Origin of the sequence: Arthrobacter sp. SLBN-100, assembly GCF_006715305.1 — a bacterium.
GTDB lineage: Bacteria > Actinomycetota > Actinomycetes > Actinomycetales > Micrococcaceae > Arthrobacter.
This window is the reverse complement of sequence record NZ_VFMY01000001.1, coordinates 1396112-1414876: the sequence shown is the minus strand read 5'-3', so window position 1 is coordinate 1414876 and position 18765 is coordinate 1396112. Positions and strand designations below refer to the sequence as shown.

The window sequence follows — 18765 nt, the reverse complement described above, 5'->3', positions numbered from 1 at the left end:
CGAATTTGGCGCCTTGCCCGGAGCAGTGGACGACGACGGCACTTTGCCTCGTGAGGCAGGGCACCAGGGTGCGTCAGGCTTCGCGGGGCTCCGGTTGCTGCCGCCGCGGCACCTCCACGCCGACGCCCCGACACTGACGTCCGATCAGCAGGCAGCGGTCGACGTCGCGCGGGGATTCGGGCCTGTCCTGGTGCCGGGGGCGCCGGGAACGGGCAAAACCACCGTCCTCATCGAAGCTGCAGTCACGCGGGTCTTCCGGGATGGCGTGGATCCCGAAAGGATGCTGATCCTGGCACCCAGCCGGCTCGCAGCCGATGCACTGCGGGACCGGTTCACGGCCCGGCTGGACAGAAGCCTCAGCACCACGCCGGCCCGGACCTGGGCGTCCTACGCCTTTGATGTGATCCGGCGCGCCAAGGCTGAGGGTGTGCTGCCCCTTGCCAGGCCGCCCCGGCTTCTCTCCGGACCGGAGCAGGACCTCATCATCAAGGAACTCCTCGACGGCCACAGCCTGCCGGGACTGGAACTGCCCTGGCCTGACGATCTCGCCGGAGCCCTGGAGACGCGCGGCTTCCGCCACGAGGTGCGCCAACTCTTCGACCGGGTCATCGAATCGGGAATGACCGCCGGGGACCTTGCGGACCTCGGCCGGCAATGCCGCCGGCCGGATTGGACGGCAGCCGCCGCACTGTATGCGGAGTACCGTGACGTCCTGGACCTGCGGATGCCTGAGGCTTTTGACCCTGCCGGCATCATTACCGCCGCCCGCCAGATTTTCCAGGACGCCCCAGGGTTCCTTGCCGCCGAACGCGAGCGCCTGCAACTGATCGTGGTTGACGACGTCCAGGAAGCCAACCCCGCCGTCTTCGAACTCCTGGCGGACATAGCCCGCCGGAAAGACTGCTACGTGGCGTTCTCGCCGGACACGGTAGTCCAGGGGTTTCGGGGGGCGCGGCCGGACCTGGTGGCTGAACTTCCGAGGCTGCTCTCACCGGAGGCGCCTGTCATGGAACGCCCTTTAAGATACGCGCACCGCCACGCGCCGGAGCTCACGGAGGCGTGGTTGGGGGTTGCCGGCCGGATCTCGCAGCGGGCCGGAGGACAGTTGGCCAGGCAGCTCGAGCCGGTGGGGGACCAGCCGCAGGGAGCGGTGGAAGCCCACCTCGTGCCGTCCGCCGTCCACGAACTCCGGTACGTTGCCCAGCGGATCCTTGACCAGCACATCAACCACGGCCGGGACCTGGCCGAGATGGCAGTGATAGTGCGGAACGGGGCACAGGTCAGCGAACTGCAGCGGTATCTGTCCGGGCAGGGGATTCCTGTGCGGGTTCCAGTAGCGGAGTCGGCTGTCCGGGATGAAGTTGCTGTACGCCCCCTGCTGGACGCGTTTGCCGTTGCCCTTGATCCTGCCCTGTTGACCCCCGAGACGGCTGTATCCCTTCTGACCTCGCGGATCGGCGGCGCCACCTCCATCGAGCTGCGCCGGCTGCGGCAGTCGCTGAGGCGCGACGAGTTGCTGGGCGGAGGCGGGCGCGCCAGCGATACCTTGCTCGTCGAAGCCCTCCTGGAGCCGGGGGCGCTGGCCACACTCGGTCTGGAGGGCCGGGCCGCGCGTCGCACGGCAAGGATGATCCAGGCAGGGCGGAAGGCCGCCGTCGAACCTGGCGCCAACGCTGAGTCCGTGCTGTGGGCATTATGGAATTCCACCGGCCTCGCTGCTGCCTGGACAGAGACAGCCCTCGCCGGCGGACCGCACGGAGCCCGGGCCGACCGCGACCTTGATGCCATGATGGCGCTGTTCCACACAGCCGAGCGCTACGTCGACCAGATGCCCGGGGCCGGGCCGGAGCAGTTCCTGGAGTACCTGTTGAACCAGGAGCTCCCCATGGACACGCTGGCCGCCAGGGCCCAGATGGACGACGCCGTCGAACTGATGACTCCCGCCAGCGCAGCCGGCCGGGAATGGCCGGTGGTCCTGGTGGCCGGTCTCCAGGAAGGTGTCTGGCCCAATACCAGGCTCCGCGGTGAACTTCTGGGCAGCACCCTGTATGCCGATGCGGTTGAGCACGGAGTTGACTATGCGCTGCAGCGGGACCCGCTCAGCCGGCTCCGGGACATCCGCTATGACGAACTGCGCAGCTTCTCCACCGCGGTGTCACGGGCCCGCGAACTCCTGGTTTGCACCGCCGTCTCCTCGGAGGACGATCAGCCTTCCTCCTTCCTGGACTATGTGGCACCGCTGGATCCTGGCCAGGAAGGCAGGACTTTTACACCGGTGGAACGTCCCATGACCCTGCGCGCACTCGTGGCCGAACTCCGGCAGTACGCCCAGTTGGACGGAAAGCACGCGGCTGAGGCGGACGAAGCGGTGAAGGTCCTTGCCAGGCTCGCTGCTGCCGAGCCACCCGCGGCCGGGGCACATCCGGACAGCTGGTGGGCGCTTCCGCCGCTGACATCGTCCGCAGCCGTGGTTCCCCCGGGCGGAACGGTCTTTGTGTCGCCGTCGAAGGTGGAGACCGTCCAGAAATCACCGCTTGACTGGTTCGTCCAGGCAGCAGGCGGTGAGGCGGCCACCGATTTCGCCAGGAGCCTGGGCACACTGGTCCACGCGATCGCACAGGAGCTTCCGGATGCATCCGGGGCAGAGTACGTCGCCGAGCTGGTGCGCCGCTGGCCTGCCCTGGGTATGAAGGACAACTGGGAGGGCCGGCTGGACTACCAGCGCGCCGAGGCGATGGTGCGCAAGCTTGCCCAGTACGTGCTGGTCATGCGGAGCGAGGGCAGGAGCCTGCTGGGCGTGGAGCAGGACTTCGACGTCGCCCTCCCGGACGTGGCTGTTGATGATGGCCCTGCCCGCGCCGCCGTCCTTCGTGGCCAGGTGGACCGCTTGGAAATCGACCCCGAGGGCAGGCTCGTCATCGTTGACCTCAAAACAGGTAAGCGCCAGCCAGGTAAAGCGGAACTCTCTGCGCATCCGCAGCTTGGCGCGTACCAGGCCGCAGTCCTCGCAGGCGGCTTCACCACCGGGGAGGACAACACCCCCAATATCCCGGGCGGCGCTGTGCTCGCCCAGCTGGGGACTGGGGCCAAGAGTCCTGGCATCCAGCAGCAGGAACCACTTGATCCGAAGGAGAACTGGGCCATGGACATGGTCACGGAGGCAGCTGCCGTGATGGGCGGCAGCGCATTCGAGGCAAGGCATGACCCCTCCAAGGGGAGCCACGGCGGGCACGGCTGCCGGCTGCCTGAAGTGTGTCCATTGTGCGTGCGGGGAAGGCAGGTCACCGAATGAGTCTCGACCCAGGCGCGGGCGGGCCCGCTGTGCCAGAACCCCGGTTCACACCGGAGGAACTCTCCTGGCTGCTGGGCGAGAAGAACGTCCCCACCCCGGAACAGTCCGCCATCATCAGCTCACCGCTGACGCCCCGGCTGGTCATCGCGGGCGCAGGGTCGGGCAAAACAGCCACCATGGCTGACCGCGTGGCCTGGCTCGTCGCCAACGGCTGGGTCCGCCCGGAAGAAGTCCTGGGTGTGACGTTTACCCGGAAGGCTGCGGGCGAACTGGCGTCGCGGATACGGGCGAAGCTGGCTGCCCTGCAGCGGCTGGCCGGCCAGGACGGCGGTCGCCAGCTGTTCCCGGAGCAGCCGGTTGCCGGCGATTTCCTTGAACCCAAGGTGTCCACCTACCACTCCTTCGCCAGCGGAATAGTCTCCGACTACGGCCTGCGCCTCGGCGTGGAGCGGGATGTGGTCCTGCTGGGCGGCGCGCAGGCCTGGCAGCTGGCCAGCGAAGTGGTGGAAGCCTACGACGGCGAATACGCCCACTTCCGGGCCGCAAAGTCCACCCTGGTCAAGGCCGTTATCCAGTTGGCCGGGGAATGCGCGGAACATCTCCAGGAACCCGAGGACGTGGAAGCCTGGCTGATGGCGCGGCTTTCAGAGTTTGAGTCCCTGCCGTACATGGCGGACAAAAAGAAGAACCCTCCGCAGGCGGCGGCCGAGCTGGCCGGGATGCTGCGCACCCGGGCCAGCGTGGCAGACATGGTGGGCCGTTATGCAGCTGCGAAGCGGTCCCGGGGTGCCTTGGACTTCGGGGACCTGGTGGCGCTTGCTGCCAAGGTGGCGCAGGAAGTTCCCCTCGCCGCGCAGATGGAACGCCAACGCTACAAAGTGGTGCTGCTCGACGAATTCCAGGACACCTCCTACGCCCAGCTGGTGCTGTTCTCGCGGCTCTTTGGCGGCGGGCATGCCGTGACAGCGGTCGGGGACCCGAACCAGTCCATCTACGGGTTCCGGGGGGCGTCGGCCGGGCAGCTCTTCCACTTCGTCCGGGAATTTCCTGTCCGCACGGGTCCGGCAGACTCATCCGGGAACTGGGCTCCGGCACCTACGTCCTTCCTGACGACGGCCTGGCGGAACGGGCGGTCCATCCTGGCGGCGGCAAACGTCATGTCCGAGTCACTGGGGAGGGCAGCCGCCGGACGCGTGCCGGCCGGTGGGGGCGGAACTGCCGGTGGAGGCAGCGCCGCCAGTGGGGGCGGGGCTGCTGCGGCGGACGTGCCGCCATTGCGGCCCAGCCCGCACGCAGTGGACGGCAGTGTGGTTCTGGGGCGCTTCGGCTCTGACGCGGACGAAGCGGCCGCGCTGGCGGACGACGTCCTGAAGTACCGGGTGACCGACTTTGAACTGAAGCCGGACGGCACCCCCGTGCCTCCGGCCCTGGCTGTCCTTTGCCGGCGCCGCGCGCAAATGGAAACTGTCCGGCGCCAGTTCGAGGCGCGCGGTATCCCGTACGAAATCGTGGGGCTCGGCGGCCTCCTGGACACACCGGAGATTGTTGACCTCGTGGCCACCCTGCGTGTCCTTGCAGACCCCGGCCGGTCCGATTCTCTGATGCGGCTCCTGGCCGGTGCCCGCTGGCGCATTGGTCCGGCAGACCTGATGGCCCTGCGCGACTGGTCAAGCCACTTGGCGCGGCGGCGCGGACAAGCCGCGGACCGGCATGGTGACGAGCGGGTTGGCGAAGGGCGGCCGGTAGACGCGCAGCCGGACGAAGGCAATGAAACCGTGCTCGAGGGGGACCTCACGGACAGTGCCAGCCTGGTGGAAGCACTGGACTGGCTGCCCCGGGAGGGCTGGACGTCCGCCAACGGCCGGTCGCTCAGCGAGGCGGCCCGTGGCAGGCTTGCCCGGCTGTCAGCCGAGCTTCGGCAGCTCCGAAGTTACCTCGGTGATGACCTCACCACGCTGCTGGGGGAAGTGGAGCGGGCCATGCTCCTGGATATCGAGGTGGCGGCACGGCCGGGCATCAGCATCCACCAGGCCCGCCGCAACCTGGATGCCTTCCAGGACGCAGCCGCAGGCTTCCTGCGGACGTCCCAGCGTGTGGACATCCTCGCGTTCCTGGCCTGGCTGGAGGCTGCGGCCGCGGAGGAAAACGGGCTGGAAGCGCCCGCTGCAGACGTCAACCGGGAAGCCGTGCAGCTCCTCACAGTCCACGCATCCAAGGGTCTGGAATGGGACGTTATTTTTGTACCCGGGCTGAATGCGGGGGCCTTCCCCAGCGACCGGGACTCCCGCTGGAGCAGCGGGTCGGCGGCCCTGCCCTGGCCGCTCCGCGGTGACCGGGCCGACCTCCCGCAGTGGGACCTGGACCAGCCGGACCAGAAAGGCTGGCTGGACGCAGAGAAGGACTTCAAGGGCGCAGTCCAGGCCCACGGGGAATCGGAGGAACGCCGCCTCGCCTACGTCGCCTACACCCGGGCCAAGCACGTGCTGTGGGCGTCAAGCCCAGCGTGGGTCGGTTCCCGGACGGGACGTGCGGACATGTCGCCATTCCTTGCCGAGCTCGAGCCGCTGGCCAAAGCGGCGGACGGAAAGCCTCAGGCAGCCATAGTCCATCCGGCGTCGCAGGATGAGGCATCCCTTCCGGAGTCGAGCCCGCTTACCCTGGAAACCGAAGTTGCCAACTGGCCCTACGATCCCCTCGAGGGGCCGGTGGATCCGCGGACCGGTGACCGGCTCCGCCTGTCCGCCGGGCGGCGGGAGGCCATGGAGTCCGCCGCGGCCAAGGTGCTTGCCGAGCTGGAAAACCTGGGACAGGAGCCCCTTCCGGCCCTGGCGGGGGCAGGAGCGCCCGGCGGGGACCCGGCTGACGCCAAGCAGCTCAACGGGGTGGCCCGGGGATGGGCACGGGAAGCGGCGCTGCTGCTGCAACGCAGGTCCCGGAGGGCCGCCGGCCGCGATGTGCACCTTCCGGGCCATATCTCCGCGTCCACGCTGGTGGACCTGCGGGAGGACGCCACAGCAGTGCTTGGAAGGCTGCGCAGGCCCGTACCCCGGGAACCGGGCATGTCAGCACGGAAGGGAACCGCGTTCCACGCATGGGTGGAGGAATACTTCGGTGCCGCGGGAATGCTTGACCTCGATGAAGCTCCCGGTTCCGATGACCACATTGATGCCGCCTATGACCTGGACGCCATGGTGGCTACCTTCAAGGCGTCCCCGTGGTCCCACCGGTCGCCGGCATTCGTCGAAGTACCGGTGGAGACCCGCGTGGGGGATGTTGTGGTCCGTGGCCGCATTGACGCCGTCTTCCGCGATGCCGACGGCCGGTGGGACCTGGTGGACTGGAAGACCGGGCGCCGGCCCTCCGCCGCCGCGCTGAAAACGAAAGCCGTGCAGCTTGCCGTGTACCGGCTGGCGTGGGCGCGGCTGAAGGACGTCCCGCTGGAGGAGGTGCGGGCAGCTTTCTTTTACGTCGCGGACAACGAGGTGGTGCGCCCTCACGATCTTGGAACAGCGCAGGAGCTGGAGGGGATTGTGGGTGCTGCCCTTAGTCCTTCGTGACTGCCCTTAGTCCTTCCTGACTGCGCTAGTTCTTCTTGACGTCGATGATGGTGATGGCAGCGGTGGACGTGTCGTCCGGCCCTGCGAAGTCCCTGGCTTCGGTGCCTGGTTTGTCCTGGTCCCGGCCGCTATCCGTTTCAGCCTCGCCGTTTCCGGATGAGTCGCCACTCCCGGGGCCAGCCGCGGGCGCAGCCGGGATGGGGGTTACATGGACCGCCGGCTGGACCGGGGCGGGGACGGGCAGCGGCACGGGCACCGGCACCACCGTGACGGCCGGGACTGAACCCGTTGCGCCGGCGTCGGCCGCGCTGACCACATGCTCCGTGCCGGAAGTAACCGCTGCCGGCTGGGGTTCGACGCTGATCGGCTGCCCGCCGTGCTCTTCAATGTCCCGGGCAAGGGTGGCAAGCATTTCTTCCGCTTCGGAGACCATGCCGCTGTCATCCGAGGCGATTCCCTTCACCAGGTACTGGGCCAGGGCGAACTCGGCGGACAGTGCTGCGCGGCGCAGCAGGTGGTTGTCAGGAGTATCCCTGCGGCCGGCCGTGTAGGCGTCCAGTACCGCGTCCACAAAGTCCTGCTCATTGGAGGCGACGAGCCAGGCGAAATCGTCAGCCGGATCGCCAATCCTCAAGTCGGTCCAGCCCGTCACAGCAGTGACCCGCTGGCCCTCCACCAGGAGGTTGTCCTCGTGCAGGTCGCCGTGCACCACGCTGGGGTTGAAGCGCCACAGCGACACGTCTTCGAGGGCGTGTTCCCAGCGCAGCAGCAGGGCGGGCGGGATTTTTCCGGTGGTGGCCGCCTGATCCAGTTCATTGAGCCGGCGCTGCCGGAACTCGTTGGGTGTGTAACTGGGCAGGTCGGCGTTGCTGACCAGCGAACGGGGAAGGTCATGGATGGCGGCAAGGGCCACACCGATTTCGCGGGCCAGGACATCCGGGCCCGCCGTGAGCTCCTCGACGCTGCGGGTGCTTCCGGCCAGGTGCGAGTAGACAAACGTGCTCAGGGTCCCCAGCCGTACGCTGCCGGCCACGGTGGGCATCAGGAAGGGAAGCTCGGCGCGGATGGCCGGGGCGAAGGCCCGCAGCACGAGAAATTCCGTTTCCAGCCGGGCGCTGGCCTCGGCATGCCGGGGTGATCGGACGCGCCAGCGCTTGCCCTCGGAATCGAGCAGCAGCGCGGAGTCGAAGTCGGCGGGATCATCCGGGGCAGAGCTAACGGCCGTCGGGGTCAGTCCGGGGACTGCTGCGGTTGCAACGGCTGCCAGTTCAATCGGTTTTCTTCTCACTGTTCCACGGTAGATTGCGTGCAGTCCAAGACACCGGTCCAAGGACGGCGAGTCTTCAGATAGAGTTCAAATCAGCGGAGGCCAGGAAACCGGGAGCCCACTCCAAATATCAATTTGTCCGTCCCAGTCAGTACGGTGGACATATGAGCCACGCGGAGTCTGCAACACCCGTCCACCAGGGCAACGCTGCCCGGCTGCCGGCGAACCACCTGATGGACACGGTCCTCCCGGTGCCGCCCGCGCTGGTTGACCGCGGATCCGTGGCCCGGGCAAAGCCGGGAATGGTGGAGGAGCTCCTCGCCGGCATGGACACCATGGCCGTGGTGCTTTCCGGTCGGCAGGCCCTGATCCACGGTGGCGGACTGTACATGCCGAACGCCCGCGAACTCCACGGTGCACTCATCGCCGCACATGCAGTCCCCCAGTTGACGGTTTACCTGGGGTCCGCCCTGCCGGATTCAGACCTTCCTCCTGGAACCGAGTTGCTGCTGTTCGTCCTGCCGGAAGCAGTCGAGCCGGGAACGGCCGGAATTCCCCGGGACGCATTGTGGGCCGGGTTCCGCGATGTCGCTGCCGGGCTCACGCCCACGCATACAGCCCTCTTTGTCGAAGCCAGCGCCATCACCAACTGGCACGCCAGCCATACGCACTGCCCGCGCTGCGGATCGCCCACGGACATTGAAGCCGGGGGCTGGGTGCGGCGCTGCCCGGCGGATTCCTCTGAGCACTACCCGCGCACCGATCCCGCCATCATCGTCACCGTCGTAGGTCCGGACGGCCGCCTGCTCCTAGGCGGCGGCGGGCCGCGTGATGCAAAGAACTACTCCACCCTCGCCGGGTTTGTGGAACCGGGGGAGTCCCTGGAACAGGCCGTGGTCCGGGAAATTTACGAGGAAGTAGGGGTCAGGGTAACTGCCTGCCAGTACCTTGGCTCGCAGTCGTGGCCTTTCCCGGCCTCCCTTATGCTTGGATTTACCGCCGTCACCGAAGACGCCGTGGCAACGCCCGACGGCGTGGAGGTCACCAGGGCGCGCTGGTTCAGCCGGGAGGAACTCCAGGAAGCCGTGCTCACCGGCGAGATCACCATCTCCAGCCGGTTGTCGATCGCCCGTTCCCTGATAGAGCAGTGGTACGGCGGGCGGATTCAGGACGGGCCAGGCGCCTGAAGCTTTACATATCCATCAGACTCCAGCACGCGGTAGTCGAGACGAAAAAGCAGCAAAGTGACTACACAGAATTTTGACGGATCAGCATCCCTGGAGGACCGTATCCTCGGCGGCCTGGACGCCGAGCAGCGCGAGGTGGCCAGCACCCTCAACGGGCCGCTGTGCGTCCTTGCGGGCGCCGGCACCGGCAAGACCCGCGCCATCACCCACCGCATCGCCTACGGCGTTCACTCCGGCGTCTACACTCCACAACGACTGCTGGCCGTAACCTTCACGGCCCGCGCGGCTGCCGAAATGCGCAGCCGGTTGCGGGACCTCGGGGCAGGCAACGTCCAGGCCCGCACCTTCCACGCCGCGGCGCTGCGCCAGCTGCAGTTCTTCTGGCCGCAGGCCGTCGGTGGCACACTGCCCAACCTGCTGGACCACAAAGCGCAGATGATCGCCGAAGCTGCCCGGCGGCTGCGGTTGAGCACGGACAGGGCGTCGATCCGTGACCTCGCCTCCGAAATCGAATGGGCCAAAGTGTCCATGCTGACCCCTGCGAATTACCTCGAGAACGCACAGGACCGGGGAACGCCCGGCGGCTTCGACCTCACGGCCGTCGCGCGGGTTTTCCAGTCCTACGAAGACGTCAAGACGGACCGCAATGTCATCGACTTCGAGGACGTCCTGCTGATCACGGTGGGCATCCTGCAGGAGGACGAGAAGGTGGCCGCCACCGTCCGCGAGCAGTACCGGCACTTTGTGGTGGACGAGTACCAGGACGTCTCCCCGCTGCAGCAGCGGCTCCTTGAACTGTGGCTGGGCGGCCGGGACGAACTGTGCGTGGTGGGGGATGCCAGCCAGACCATCTACTCGTTCACCGGCGCCTCCCCGAAGCACCTGCTGGAATTCAAGGCCCGCTACCCGCAGGCCAACGTGGTGAAGCTGGTCAGGGACTACCGCTCCACGCCCCAGGTGGTGAAGCTCGCGAACGATCTCCTGGCCGGCAGGCGCAGCGGCGGTCCCGCAGCTGATGCCGCCTGGGCAGCGCCGCTGCAACTGGTGGCCCAGCGCCCTGCCGGGCCCGCTCCGCAGTTCACCGAGTGCTCCGACGACGAAGCGGAAGCCGCCACGGTGGCGCAGAAGATCAAGGCATTGCTCGACGCCGGCACCGCGGCCAGCGAGGTGGCGGTCCTCTTCCGTACCAACGGCCAGTCCGAAGCTTACGAACAGGCTCTTGCCTCCGCCGGTATCGGCTACCAGCTCCGCGGGGGAGAGCGCTTCTTTGCCCGCAAGGAGGTCCGCGACGCCATCCTCCAGCTGCGCGCAGCCACCCGGGCCGTCTCCGCGGAATCGCCGGAACCGCTCGGCCAGCTGGTGCGCGATATCGTGGCTTCCCTCGGTTACACCGACGCACCACCCCATAACGGCGGGGCGCTGCGCGAACGCTGGGAATCCCTGGCGGCGCTGGTGGCCCTTGCCGATGAACTCGTCCAGTCGCGCGGCCCGGAGTTTGGCCTCGTTGAATTCGTGAGCGAACTCCAGGAACGCTCGCTGGCCCAGCACGCACCCACCGTGCAGGGAGTCACCTTGGCGTCCCTGCACGCCGCTAAAGGCCTGGAGTGGGATGCGGTCTTCCTGGTGGGGCTCAGCGAAGGGTTGATGCCCATCTCCTTCGCAGACTCGCCAGAAGCCGTGGACGAGGAACGCCGGTTGCTGTACGTAGGCATCACCCGGGCCCGGGAACACCTCTCACTCTCCTGGTCCACGGCCCGGACCCCCGGCGGCCGGGCCAACCGCAAGCCCTCCAGGTTCCTGGACGGGCTGCGGCCGGACTCCGTGGCCGGCTCGAGCATGCGCGGAAAGGGGCCGGCGCCGCGGCGCAAGGCTGCTGCCCCGGCGGTCTGCAGGATCTGCGGGAGCATGCTGGGCACGGGAGCCGAACGCAAGGTGGGGCGGTGCAACGCCTGCCCGCCGAGCTACGAGGAACAGACGTTCGAGGCCCTCAGGACGTGGCGCCGTGAGACCGCCTTGTCCGCCGACGTTCCTGCCTTTGTGGTGTTCACCGATGCCACACTGACAGCGATTGCTGAGGCAAAGCCCTCCTCACTGGAGGAACTTGCGGCACTTGCGGGAGTGGGTCCCTCGAAGCTGGAACGTTACGGGGAAGACGTCCTCCGGGTCCTGCTGGAAAGCACGTCGCTGTGATCACCACGGCCGACGGCGCTCCCGTCGAGGTCCGGCGCTCCGCCCGCCGGACCCGGACCGTTGCCGCTTTTTGGGAGAACGGGACGGCCGTGGTGGCCATCCCGGCGCGGTTCACGGCCGCCCAGGAAAAGGAATGGGTGCAGCGGATGCTGGCCAAGCTGCACAAGCAGGGGGAACGGCGCGCACCTTCCGGCCGGAGGCGACCCGCCTCTGACACGGCCCTGGCCGCCCACGCCGCCCAACTGTCCGAACGGTACCTCGGCGGGCGGTCCGTTCCCGCGTCAGTGCGCTGGGTCAGCAACCAGAATTCGAGGTGGGGTTCGGCCACCCCGGCTGAAGGCACCATCCGTCTTTCGGACAAGCTCCGTCCGATGCCCCAGTGGGTGATCGACTACGTGCTGCTCCACGAGCTGGCCCACCTCCTGGTGGCAGGGCACAACGCTGCCTTCTGGAAGCTGCTCGAGGCCTACCCCGAGACTGCACGGGCCAAGGCCTTCCTCGAAGGTGTGTCCTTCGCCATGGCGCGCGGCCTCAAGGACAACGGAGCGCCGGATGTGCCGGGCGGCGTCAGGCCAGGGCAGGAACCCCGGCCCGACGAAAATTGGCCCGAAGAACTTTGGCCCGCCGACGCCGACTAGAGGGTGTGTCTCCTGCATGAGAGGCTGAATGGCTGCTGCGCGTTTGTAGGCTTGGGAGTCGATGTTCGGGAGACGACTGCCGCCTGAACCCGTGGCGCTTGCCGTGGGCGAGGTGCTCCGGGCCCGGGCCGGAGGCCCAGCAGCTCGCCCTTACCTCGGCTACCGAATAAGCCTATGGCCCCGGTCCAGTCAAGAATCGAAGTCCAGAACAACGGCATGACCAACGCAGCCCCGCCCGCCGGGGCCAGAACACCAAGACGCCGATCGCAGAAGCAGCAGTACACCGCCGCCATCGCAAGAAGGGCGGAGAGCAGCGCGCCGAAGTCCGCTGTGGGCGTACGCGGGTATCGGGTCGGTGTGGTTCGGTAGAATGGGAAGCACTATGGATGACCCTCCTTCACATATGCCCAGGCCCCTCCACCTTCTGACCGGTTCGCCGGCCGCCGCGGGAGAGGGGCGCCCGAATGTATGAATGGATCATGCTCGGCATCGGCCTTGTTCTCACGGTCGGTACCGGTTTCTTTGTTGCCTCCGAGTTCGCGCTGGTCAATCTGGACCGTAACGATCTTGAAGCCCGCCAGGCCGGCGGGGAAAAGCGCCTTACGCCCACGATCAAGGCGCTGAAAATCACCTCGACGCACCTTTCCGGCGCCCAGCTGGGAATTACGCTGACCACGCTGCTTACCGGTTACACGTTCGAGCCGGCGATCAGCTCCCTGCTCAGGGCCCCGCTGCAGGCCGCGGGCCTTCCCGAGTCCCTGGTGCCCGGTGTAGGCGCCGTCGTCGGCATTTTTACCGCGACGGTCTTCTCGATGGTGATCGGTGAGTTGGTGCCCAAGAACTTCGCCATGGCGCTACCGCTGGCGACGGCAAAAATAGTGGTCCCGTTCCAGACGGTCTTCACCACGGTGTTCAAACCCGTGATCCTGCTGTTCAACAACACAGCCAACCGCATCATCCGCTCGTTCGGCATTGAGCCGAAGGAAGAACTTTCCGGTGCCCGCAGTGCAGAGGAGCTCAGCTCGCTGGTGCGCCGGTCCGCCATGGAAGGTGTTCTCGATGCGGACCATGCGGTGCTGCTGCACCGGACCTTGCGTTTCTCGGAGCACTCCGCCGCGGACGTCATGACACCCCGGGTCCGGATGACCGCGGTGAACGCCAAGGACACTGCGGAGAATATCGTCTCCCTTGCCACGACCACCGGATTTTCCCGGTTCCCTGTCATCGGTGAGGACCGCGACGACGTGCTTGGTGTACTGCACGTCAAACAGGCTTTCGCCGTAGCACTGGAAAGCCGGACAACAGTCGCCGCTTCCGAGCTGATGATCGAGCCACTGCGGGTGCCCGAATCCATGGGCGTCGATTCACTGCTGGTCCTACTGCGCAAGCAGGGCCTGCAGGTCGCGATCGTGTCGGACGAGCACGGCGGAACCGCCGGCATCGTGACCCTTGAGGATCTCGTCGAAGAGATCGTCGGCGAGCTGGAGGACGAACATGACCGGGCCCGGACCGGCGTTGTCAGGACCGGACTCTCCATCACCTTTGATGCCTCCCTGCGGCCCGACGAGCTGCTGGACCGGACCGGAATCGCAGTCCCCGACGGCGAGGAATACGACACCCTGGCCGGCTTCGTCAGCGATCAACTCGACCGGATCCCGGAACTTGGCGATGAAGTCATCATCGAGGGTGGCACGCTCCGGGTGGAGCGGGTCCTGGGTACGCACGTGGAGAGGATCCGCTTCACCCCCGATGGTTTACAGGAAGCGCCCAAGAGTGCCCATGACCGCATCATCGATGACCTGACGCGGGAGCTGACCCATGAGTGAATATCTTCCCGGCATCATCTGGCTGGTGGTGCTCCTGGTGGTCAATGCGTTCTTCGTCGGCGCTGAATTCGCTGTCATTTCGGCCCGCCGTTCCCAGATTGAGCCCAAAGCCGAGGCTGGCAGCAAGGCTGCGAAGACCACCTTGTGGGCCATGGAGCATGCCACGCTGATGCTGGCCACCAGCCAGTTGGGTATTACCGTCTGCTCACTGGTGATCCTGAACGTCTCAGAACCAGCCATTCACCACCTGCTGGAAATCCCGCTGGGACTGACGTCCCTCTCGGCCGAGGTCATCGGGATCATCGCTTTCGCCACGGCACTGCTGCTGGTGACGTTCCTGCATGTGGTTCTCGGAGAGATGGTCCCCAAGAACATCTCCTTCTCGGTGCCCACGCGGGCCGCCCTGATCCTGGCCCCGCCGCTGGTGATGGTCGCGCGGATTTTCAAGCCCGTCATCTGGACTTTAAATTCCATTGCGAACTCCGTCCTGCGGCTTTTCCGGGTGGAACCCAAGGACGAGGCCACCAGTGCCTACACTTTGGATGAGGTGGCGAATATTGTGGAGCAGTCCACCCGCGACGGGATGCTCACGGATACCAGCGGAACCCTGACCGCGGCGTTCGAGTTCACCGCCAAGACAGTGGCCGATGTGGAGGTACCGATCTCCCAGATGGTGCTCCTGCCCGAAGCGGCGACTCCGGCTGAGATCCAGCGCGCCGTGGCGGAGCACGGGTACTCGCGTTACATCCTCACAGATGACGACGGCGACCCTACCGGTTATCTGCACCTCAAGGACGTTATGGACCTGACGACCCCGGAGAAGTTCACCCGGCCCGTGCCGGCCAAGCGGATCCGGCGCCTCGCCTCGGCATACAGCGGCGCCGATCTGGAGGACGCGCTGGCAACCATGCGCCGCACTGGTGCGCACGTGGCCAGGGTCTTCGATGCCCAGGGCAACACCACCGGGGTGCTCTTCCTGGAAGACATCATTGAAGAACTTGTCGGCGAAGTGCAGGACGCCACCAGCGCCTGACAGCCAGCAAGCAGGTAGAAGAAGGGCGCCGCTCCATCATGGAGCGGCGCCCTTCCTGGCCGGGCCGGTTCAATCGTTCTGTGAACGCGTCCTTGACCTTTTCTCCGGCCTGCTTCAGGTCGCTGTTGGCCTGGTCGTCCTGGCCCTCGGCCCGCAGGCTCTCATCCCCGCTGGCCTCGCCTGCGGCTTCTTTGCCCTTGCGGCCTCCTAGCCTGGCTCAACCCCCTTTCTGCAACACTTCCTTCAATTCGCCAGTAGAATGAGTGCATAGGCATGCACCTATGCACGTAAAGGGGTTGCTGGATGTTGTCGGTTCTGCAGAATGTCAGCTACCGGAGGCTTTTCGCCGCTCAGATTGTGGCGCTGATCGGCACCGGGCTGCTGACCGTTGCCTTGGGCCTTCTGGCCTATGACCTCGCCGGAAGTAATGCCGGCGCAGTGCTCGGCACCGCGTTGACGATCAAGATGCTGGCCTACGTCGGTCTGGCCCCGGTGATCAATGCCCTGGTGACGCGATGGCCGAAGAAGCGTGTCCTGATCGGCGCGGATCTGATCCGGGCGGCGATGGCCCTGAGTCTGCCGTTCATCACCGAGGTGTGGCAGATCTACGTGGTGATCTTCCTGCTGCAGTCTGCCTCCGCGACCTTCACCCCGGCGTTCCAGTCACTCATCCCGACCATCCTTCGGGAGGAACGGGACTACACCCGGGCGTTATCGCTGTCCCGGCTGGCGTATGACATGGAAGCGCTGGTCAGTCCCGCGGCCGCGGCGCTGCTGCTGACGGTGCTGAGCTACAACAAACTCTTCATCGGGACCGCCGCCGGGTTCCTGTTCTCTGCCCTGATGGTCGCCATCACAGTCCTGCCCCGGGTTCCGGTGCCCGCTGGGCCCCAGACTTCACTGTGGCACCGTACCACCCTCGGTGCCAGGATCTTTTGGCGGAACCGGCGGCTGCGGTCACTGCTGGCCCTGAACCTGGTGGTTGCCGCACCCACGGCGCTGGTGCTGGTCAACACGGTGGTGTACGTCCGGGACGTGCTGCACCGCCCGGACACCGACCTGGCCCTGGCTCTCGCGTGTTTCGGGGTGGGTTCGATGATCGTTGCGCTGTCCGCGCCCGGGGTGCTCGACCGATTGGGGGACCGCGCGGTGATGCTCACGGGCGCGGCACTCATCCCAGTCGTCCTCGCCGGCGCTGCCGCGCTGACCCTGCTCGGGGTTCCCGGAACCGGGTGGTGGCTGCTGCTGGGCTTGTGGTTCCTGCTCGGCGCGGCGAACTCCACGATCCTGACCCCGTCGTCCCGGCTGCTACGCGACGCCTCTACGGAGGAGACCCGCCCTTACGTTTTCACCACCCAGTTTTCGCTTTCCCACGCCTGCTATGTCCTCACCTACCCGCTGGCCGGGTGGCTGGGTGCCGCTGCCGGTTTGGGCTGGGCGGCGCTGGCGCTGACAATTATTGCGATGATAGGCAGTGCAGCAGCATTCCTGTCCTGGCCCCGACACGACCGAGCCGAGGCCATCGAAGAGGCAGGGAAGGAACAGAGCGTTGAGCAGTCAGCCGCACAGCGTACCCCGCGACGCACCTGAGAAACCGTCCCTGGTTCACCCGGTAACGCCAGGGCCGGAGCTTCTGGAATCAGCTGCCGGCACGCTGCGGATGCTCGCCGAACCGACCCGCCTGCACCTGCTGTGGCAGCTCGTGCAGGGCCCGCAGACCGTCACCGAGCTCACGGCAGGTGTTGGAGTGCCGCGGACGGTGGTCAGCCAGCACCTGGCCAAACTCCGTCTCAGCGGATTGGTGGACACGCGCAAAGACGGCCGCCACGTCATCTACTCCCTCCACGACGGGCACCTCGTGCGGCTCATCCGCGAAACCATTAACCACGCCGACCACCGCATCACCGGCGAACCCACCCACGATTAGACCTGCCCTGGGCAACAGGGGCAGCGAACCTGACCGCGGTGACCAGCTATTAAGCCGTGACCCTGATGAACGTGTCCGGCCTCGGGGTGCTCAACGACGTCACCATCACCCAGTCCTCCGCCGTCTGGGAACTCCATGAACTGGTCCCTGATCCTGGCCATTCCCGTCACCACCTCATCGCCGTGCTCGTGGTCAAAGCCGGCTGTTACAACAGAGTTGCCCTCTCGTATGGAGCTGCAGGGGTCCTTCACCGCGTCGTTGTAGGGCTACGCCAATAACGGAGACACACCCGAGGCCGGCTTAGCTTTTCGGCCCGCCGTCCTCGCCATTCTGGTCGTCCTGGCCCTGGTTGGCGCCGCCGTCAGCCTGGCCGCCGCCGGCCGTCCCGTCGTCGGGCTCTTCCGTGCCGGCCGACGGGGACTCGTCAAACCCGCCGCTCAGCAACTTCTGCAGGGCGTCGTCCACTTCGCTGTCACTGGCCTCGGCCAGCTTGCGGCGTCCGCTGAAACCCTTCGGATCGTCCAGGTCCTCCGCGGTGGGCAGGAGGTCGGGGTGCTGCCAGATCGCGTCGCGGCCTTCGATGCCGCGTTCTTCCTTCAAGGTGGCCCAGAGTGTTGCGGCGTCCCGCAGCCGGCGGGGACGAAGTTCCAGCCCCACCAAGGCGGCGAAGGCGTGCTCGGCCGGCCCGCCCGTTGCCCGCCGGCGCCGCACTGTTTCCCGCAGCGCGCCGGCGGAGGGCAGCAGCTTCTCGGTGGCCGCGGCCGTGAGCTCGTCCACCCAGCCCTCCACGAGGGCCAGCGCCGTCTCCAGCTTCTCCAGTGCCTGGTCCTGCGCAGGAGTCCGCTGCGGCATGAATACGCCCTGCGACAAGGCCTCCTGGATGCCCTCGGGATTGCTGGGGTCCAGGTCTCGGGCCAGTTCTTCAATGCGGGACGTGTCGATGTGGATGCCGCGGGCGTAGGCCTCGATGGCGCCCAGCAGGTGGCCGCGCAGCCACGGGACCTGCACGAAGAGCCTTGCGTGGGCAGCTTCCCTGACGGCGAGGAAGAGCCGGATATCGTTTTCAGGCAGGGACAGTCCTTCACCGAAGGCGGCGATGTTCAGGGGCAGCAGTGCCATTTCAAGGTCGGCCAGGGGCACGCCGATGTCGGTGGAGCTGACCACGTCCTGGGAGAGGGCGCCGATGGCCTGTCCGAGCTGCATGCCGAAGATGGCGCCGCCCATGTTCTGGAGCATGGACGAGGCCCCGCCCATCATCGACTTCATTTCTTCCGGCATCTGTTCGGTCATGGCCGAGGAGAGTGCGTTGGCGATGCTGTTCGCCACCGGCTCGGTGAGCCGCTTCCACGTGCCAAGCGTGGCCTCCACCCACTCTGCGCGGGACCACGCCCGGCCGATCAGGCCGGTGGCGGGAAGGTCCGTCACGGGATCGAGCCACAGTTCGGCGAGCCGAAGGGCTTCGTCCACTTCACGGGACTGCTGCGAGGTGACTGACGGATCGGCACTCGCCGCTGCAACCCGCCGCGCATTCTCGTGGGCAAGCTGCCAGTTCACTGGCCCTTCAGACGGTGCGCTCATCATGGCCTGCACCTGGGAGAACATCTGGGCCAGCAGATTCGGGTCGTTGGGAAGGCCGGCTGCCTTGGCCAGTTCGGCGGGGTCGAAATTCTCCATCCCCTTGCCGCCCATCAGGTTTTGCAGCATCTCGGTCAACGGGTCCTTGGGGGTGTCGTCGCCGTTGGACGGATTAAGTGGGTTGGAGGTCATGATCCCGCCGATCGTCGGTGTGACTGGTGCTCAACCTTCACGGTACCCCGGTGCCGGTCGGCTGTCTGCCGCACTGCGTTA

Annotated in this window: 12 protein-coding genes and 1 pseudogene; 10 read left to right on the top strand and 3 right to left on the bottom strand. The window is 66.7% G+C overall.

Annotated elements, in window-relative coordinates:
* Positions 1-43 precede the first annotated feature (43 nt).
* Positions 44-3292 carry an ATP-dependent helicase gene (locus FBY31_RS06515; RefSeq protein WP_442858210.1) on the top strand — a complete coding sequence of 1083 codons (3249 nt, stop codon included), beginning with the start codon at positions 44-46 and terminating at the stop codon, positions 3290-3292.
* A complete protein-coding gene (locus FBY31_RS06510; RefSeq protein WP_142038328.1) occupies positions 3289-6849 on the top strand; it encodes an ATP-dependent helicase in 3561 nt (1186 codons plus the stop codon). Before FBY31_RS06515 ends, FBY31_RS06510 begins: the two co-directional genes overlap by 4 nt.
* Positions 6850-6874: 25 nt before the next feature.
* Here FBY31_RS06510 and FBY31_RS06505 read toward each other — a convergent pair whose 3' ends face one another.
* Positions 6875-8137, bottom strand: coding sequence for a macrolide 2'-phosphotransferase (locus tag FBY31_RS06505; protein ID WP_142038325.1), 1263 nt, complete (start codon positions 8135-8137; stop codon positions 6875-6877).
* 143 nt (positions 8138-8280) lie between these two features.
* Here FBY31_RS06505 and nudC point away from each other — a divergent pair, with 143 nt between their 5' ends.
* The 5 genes from nudC (at position 8281) to FBY31_RS06480 (ending at position 14990) form a co-directional block, all read left to right on the top strand.
* Complete coding sequence (nudC, locus tag FBY31_RS06500; protein WP_142038322.1) at positions 8281-9303, top strand: NAD(+) diphosphatase; 1023 nt, start codon at positions 8281-8283, stop codon at positions 9301-9303.
* A gap of 57 nt (positions 9304-9360) precedes the next feature.
* The gene (locus FBY31_RS06495) at positions 9361-11493 is read left to right on the top strand and encodes an ATP-dependent DNA helicase UvrD2 (RefSeq protein ID WP_142038319.1); all 2133 of its coding nucleotides are present in this window, start codon (positions 9361-9363) and stop codon (positions 11491-11493) included.
* Positions 11490-12131 (top strand): M48 family metallopeptidase, encoded by a 642-nt coding sequence (locus FBY31_RS23665; protein ID WP_142038317.1) that lies wholly within the window; start codon positions 11490-11492, stop codon positions 12129-12131. Before FBY31_RS06495 ends, FBY31_RS23665 begins: the two co-directional genes overlap by 4 nt.
* 464 nt (positions 12132-12595) lie before the next feature.
* Positions 12596-13957, top strand: coding sequence for a hemolysin family protein (locus tag FBY31_RS06485; RefSeq protein WP_142038314.1), 1362 nt, complete (start codon positions 12596-12598; stop codon positions 13955-13957).
* Positions 13950-14990 (top strand): hemolysin family protein, encoded by a 1041-nt coding sequence (locus FBY31_RS06480; protein WP_142038312.1) that lies wholly within the window; start codon positions 13950-13952, stop codon positions 14988-14990. The genes FBY31_RS06485 and FBY31_RS06480 overlap by 8 nt, the downstream gene beginning before the upstream one ends.
* Before the next feature lie 73 nt (positions 14991-15063).
* Here FBY31_RS06480 and FBY31_RS23270 read toward each other — a convergent pair.
* Positions 15064-15204 (bottom strand): annotated as a pseudogene (locus tag FBY31_RS23270) (CsbD family protein); the annotation flags it as partial.
* An 89-nt stretch (positions 15205-15293) separates the two neighbouring features.
* Here FBY31_RS23270 and FBY31_RS06470 point away from each other — a divergent pair.
* Genes FBY31_RS06470 through FBY31_RS22800 form a run of 3 tightly spaced genes read left to right on the top strand, consistent with a single transcriptional unit; the run spans position 15294 to position 17195 of the window.
* Positions 15294-16580, top strand: coding sequence for an MFS transporter (locus tag FBY31_RS06470; protein WP_142038308.1), 1287 nt, complete (start codon positions 15294-15296; stop codon positions 16578-16580).
* On the top strand, positions 16540-16917 hold the full coding sequence (locus FBY31_RS06465) for an ArsR/SmtB family transcription factor (protein WP_142038305.1): 378 nt from the start codon (positions 16540-16542) through the stop codon (positions 16915-16917). The genes FBY31_RS06470 and FBY31_RS06465 overlap by 41 nt, the downstream gene beginning before the upstream one ends.
* A 56-nt stretch (positions 16918-16973) precedes the next feature.
* Positions 16974-17195: a hypothetical protein gene (locus FBY31_RS22800; RefSeq protein ID WP_160142446.1), complete on the top strand. Its 222-nt coding sequence runs from the start codon at positions 16974-16976 to the stop codon at positions 17193-17195.
* A gap of 22 nt (positions 17196-17217) precedes the next feature.
* Here FBY31_RS22800 and FBY31_RS06455 read toward each other — a convergent pair whose 3' ends face one another.
* Positions 17218-18684, bottom strand: coding sequence for a zinc-dependent metalloprotease (locus tag FBY31_RS06455; protein WP_142038302.1), 1467 nt, complete (start codon positions 18682-18684; stop codon positions 17218-17220).
* Between the last annotated feature and the right edge of the window lie 81 nt (positions 18685-18765).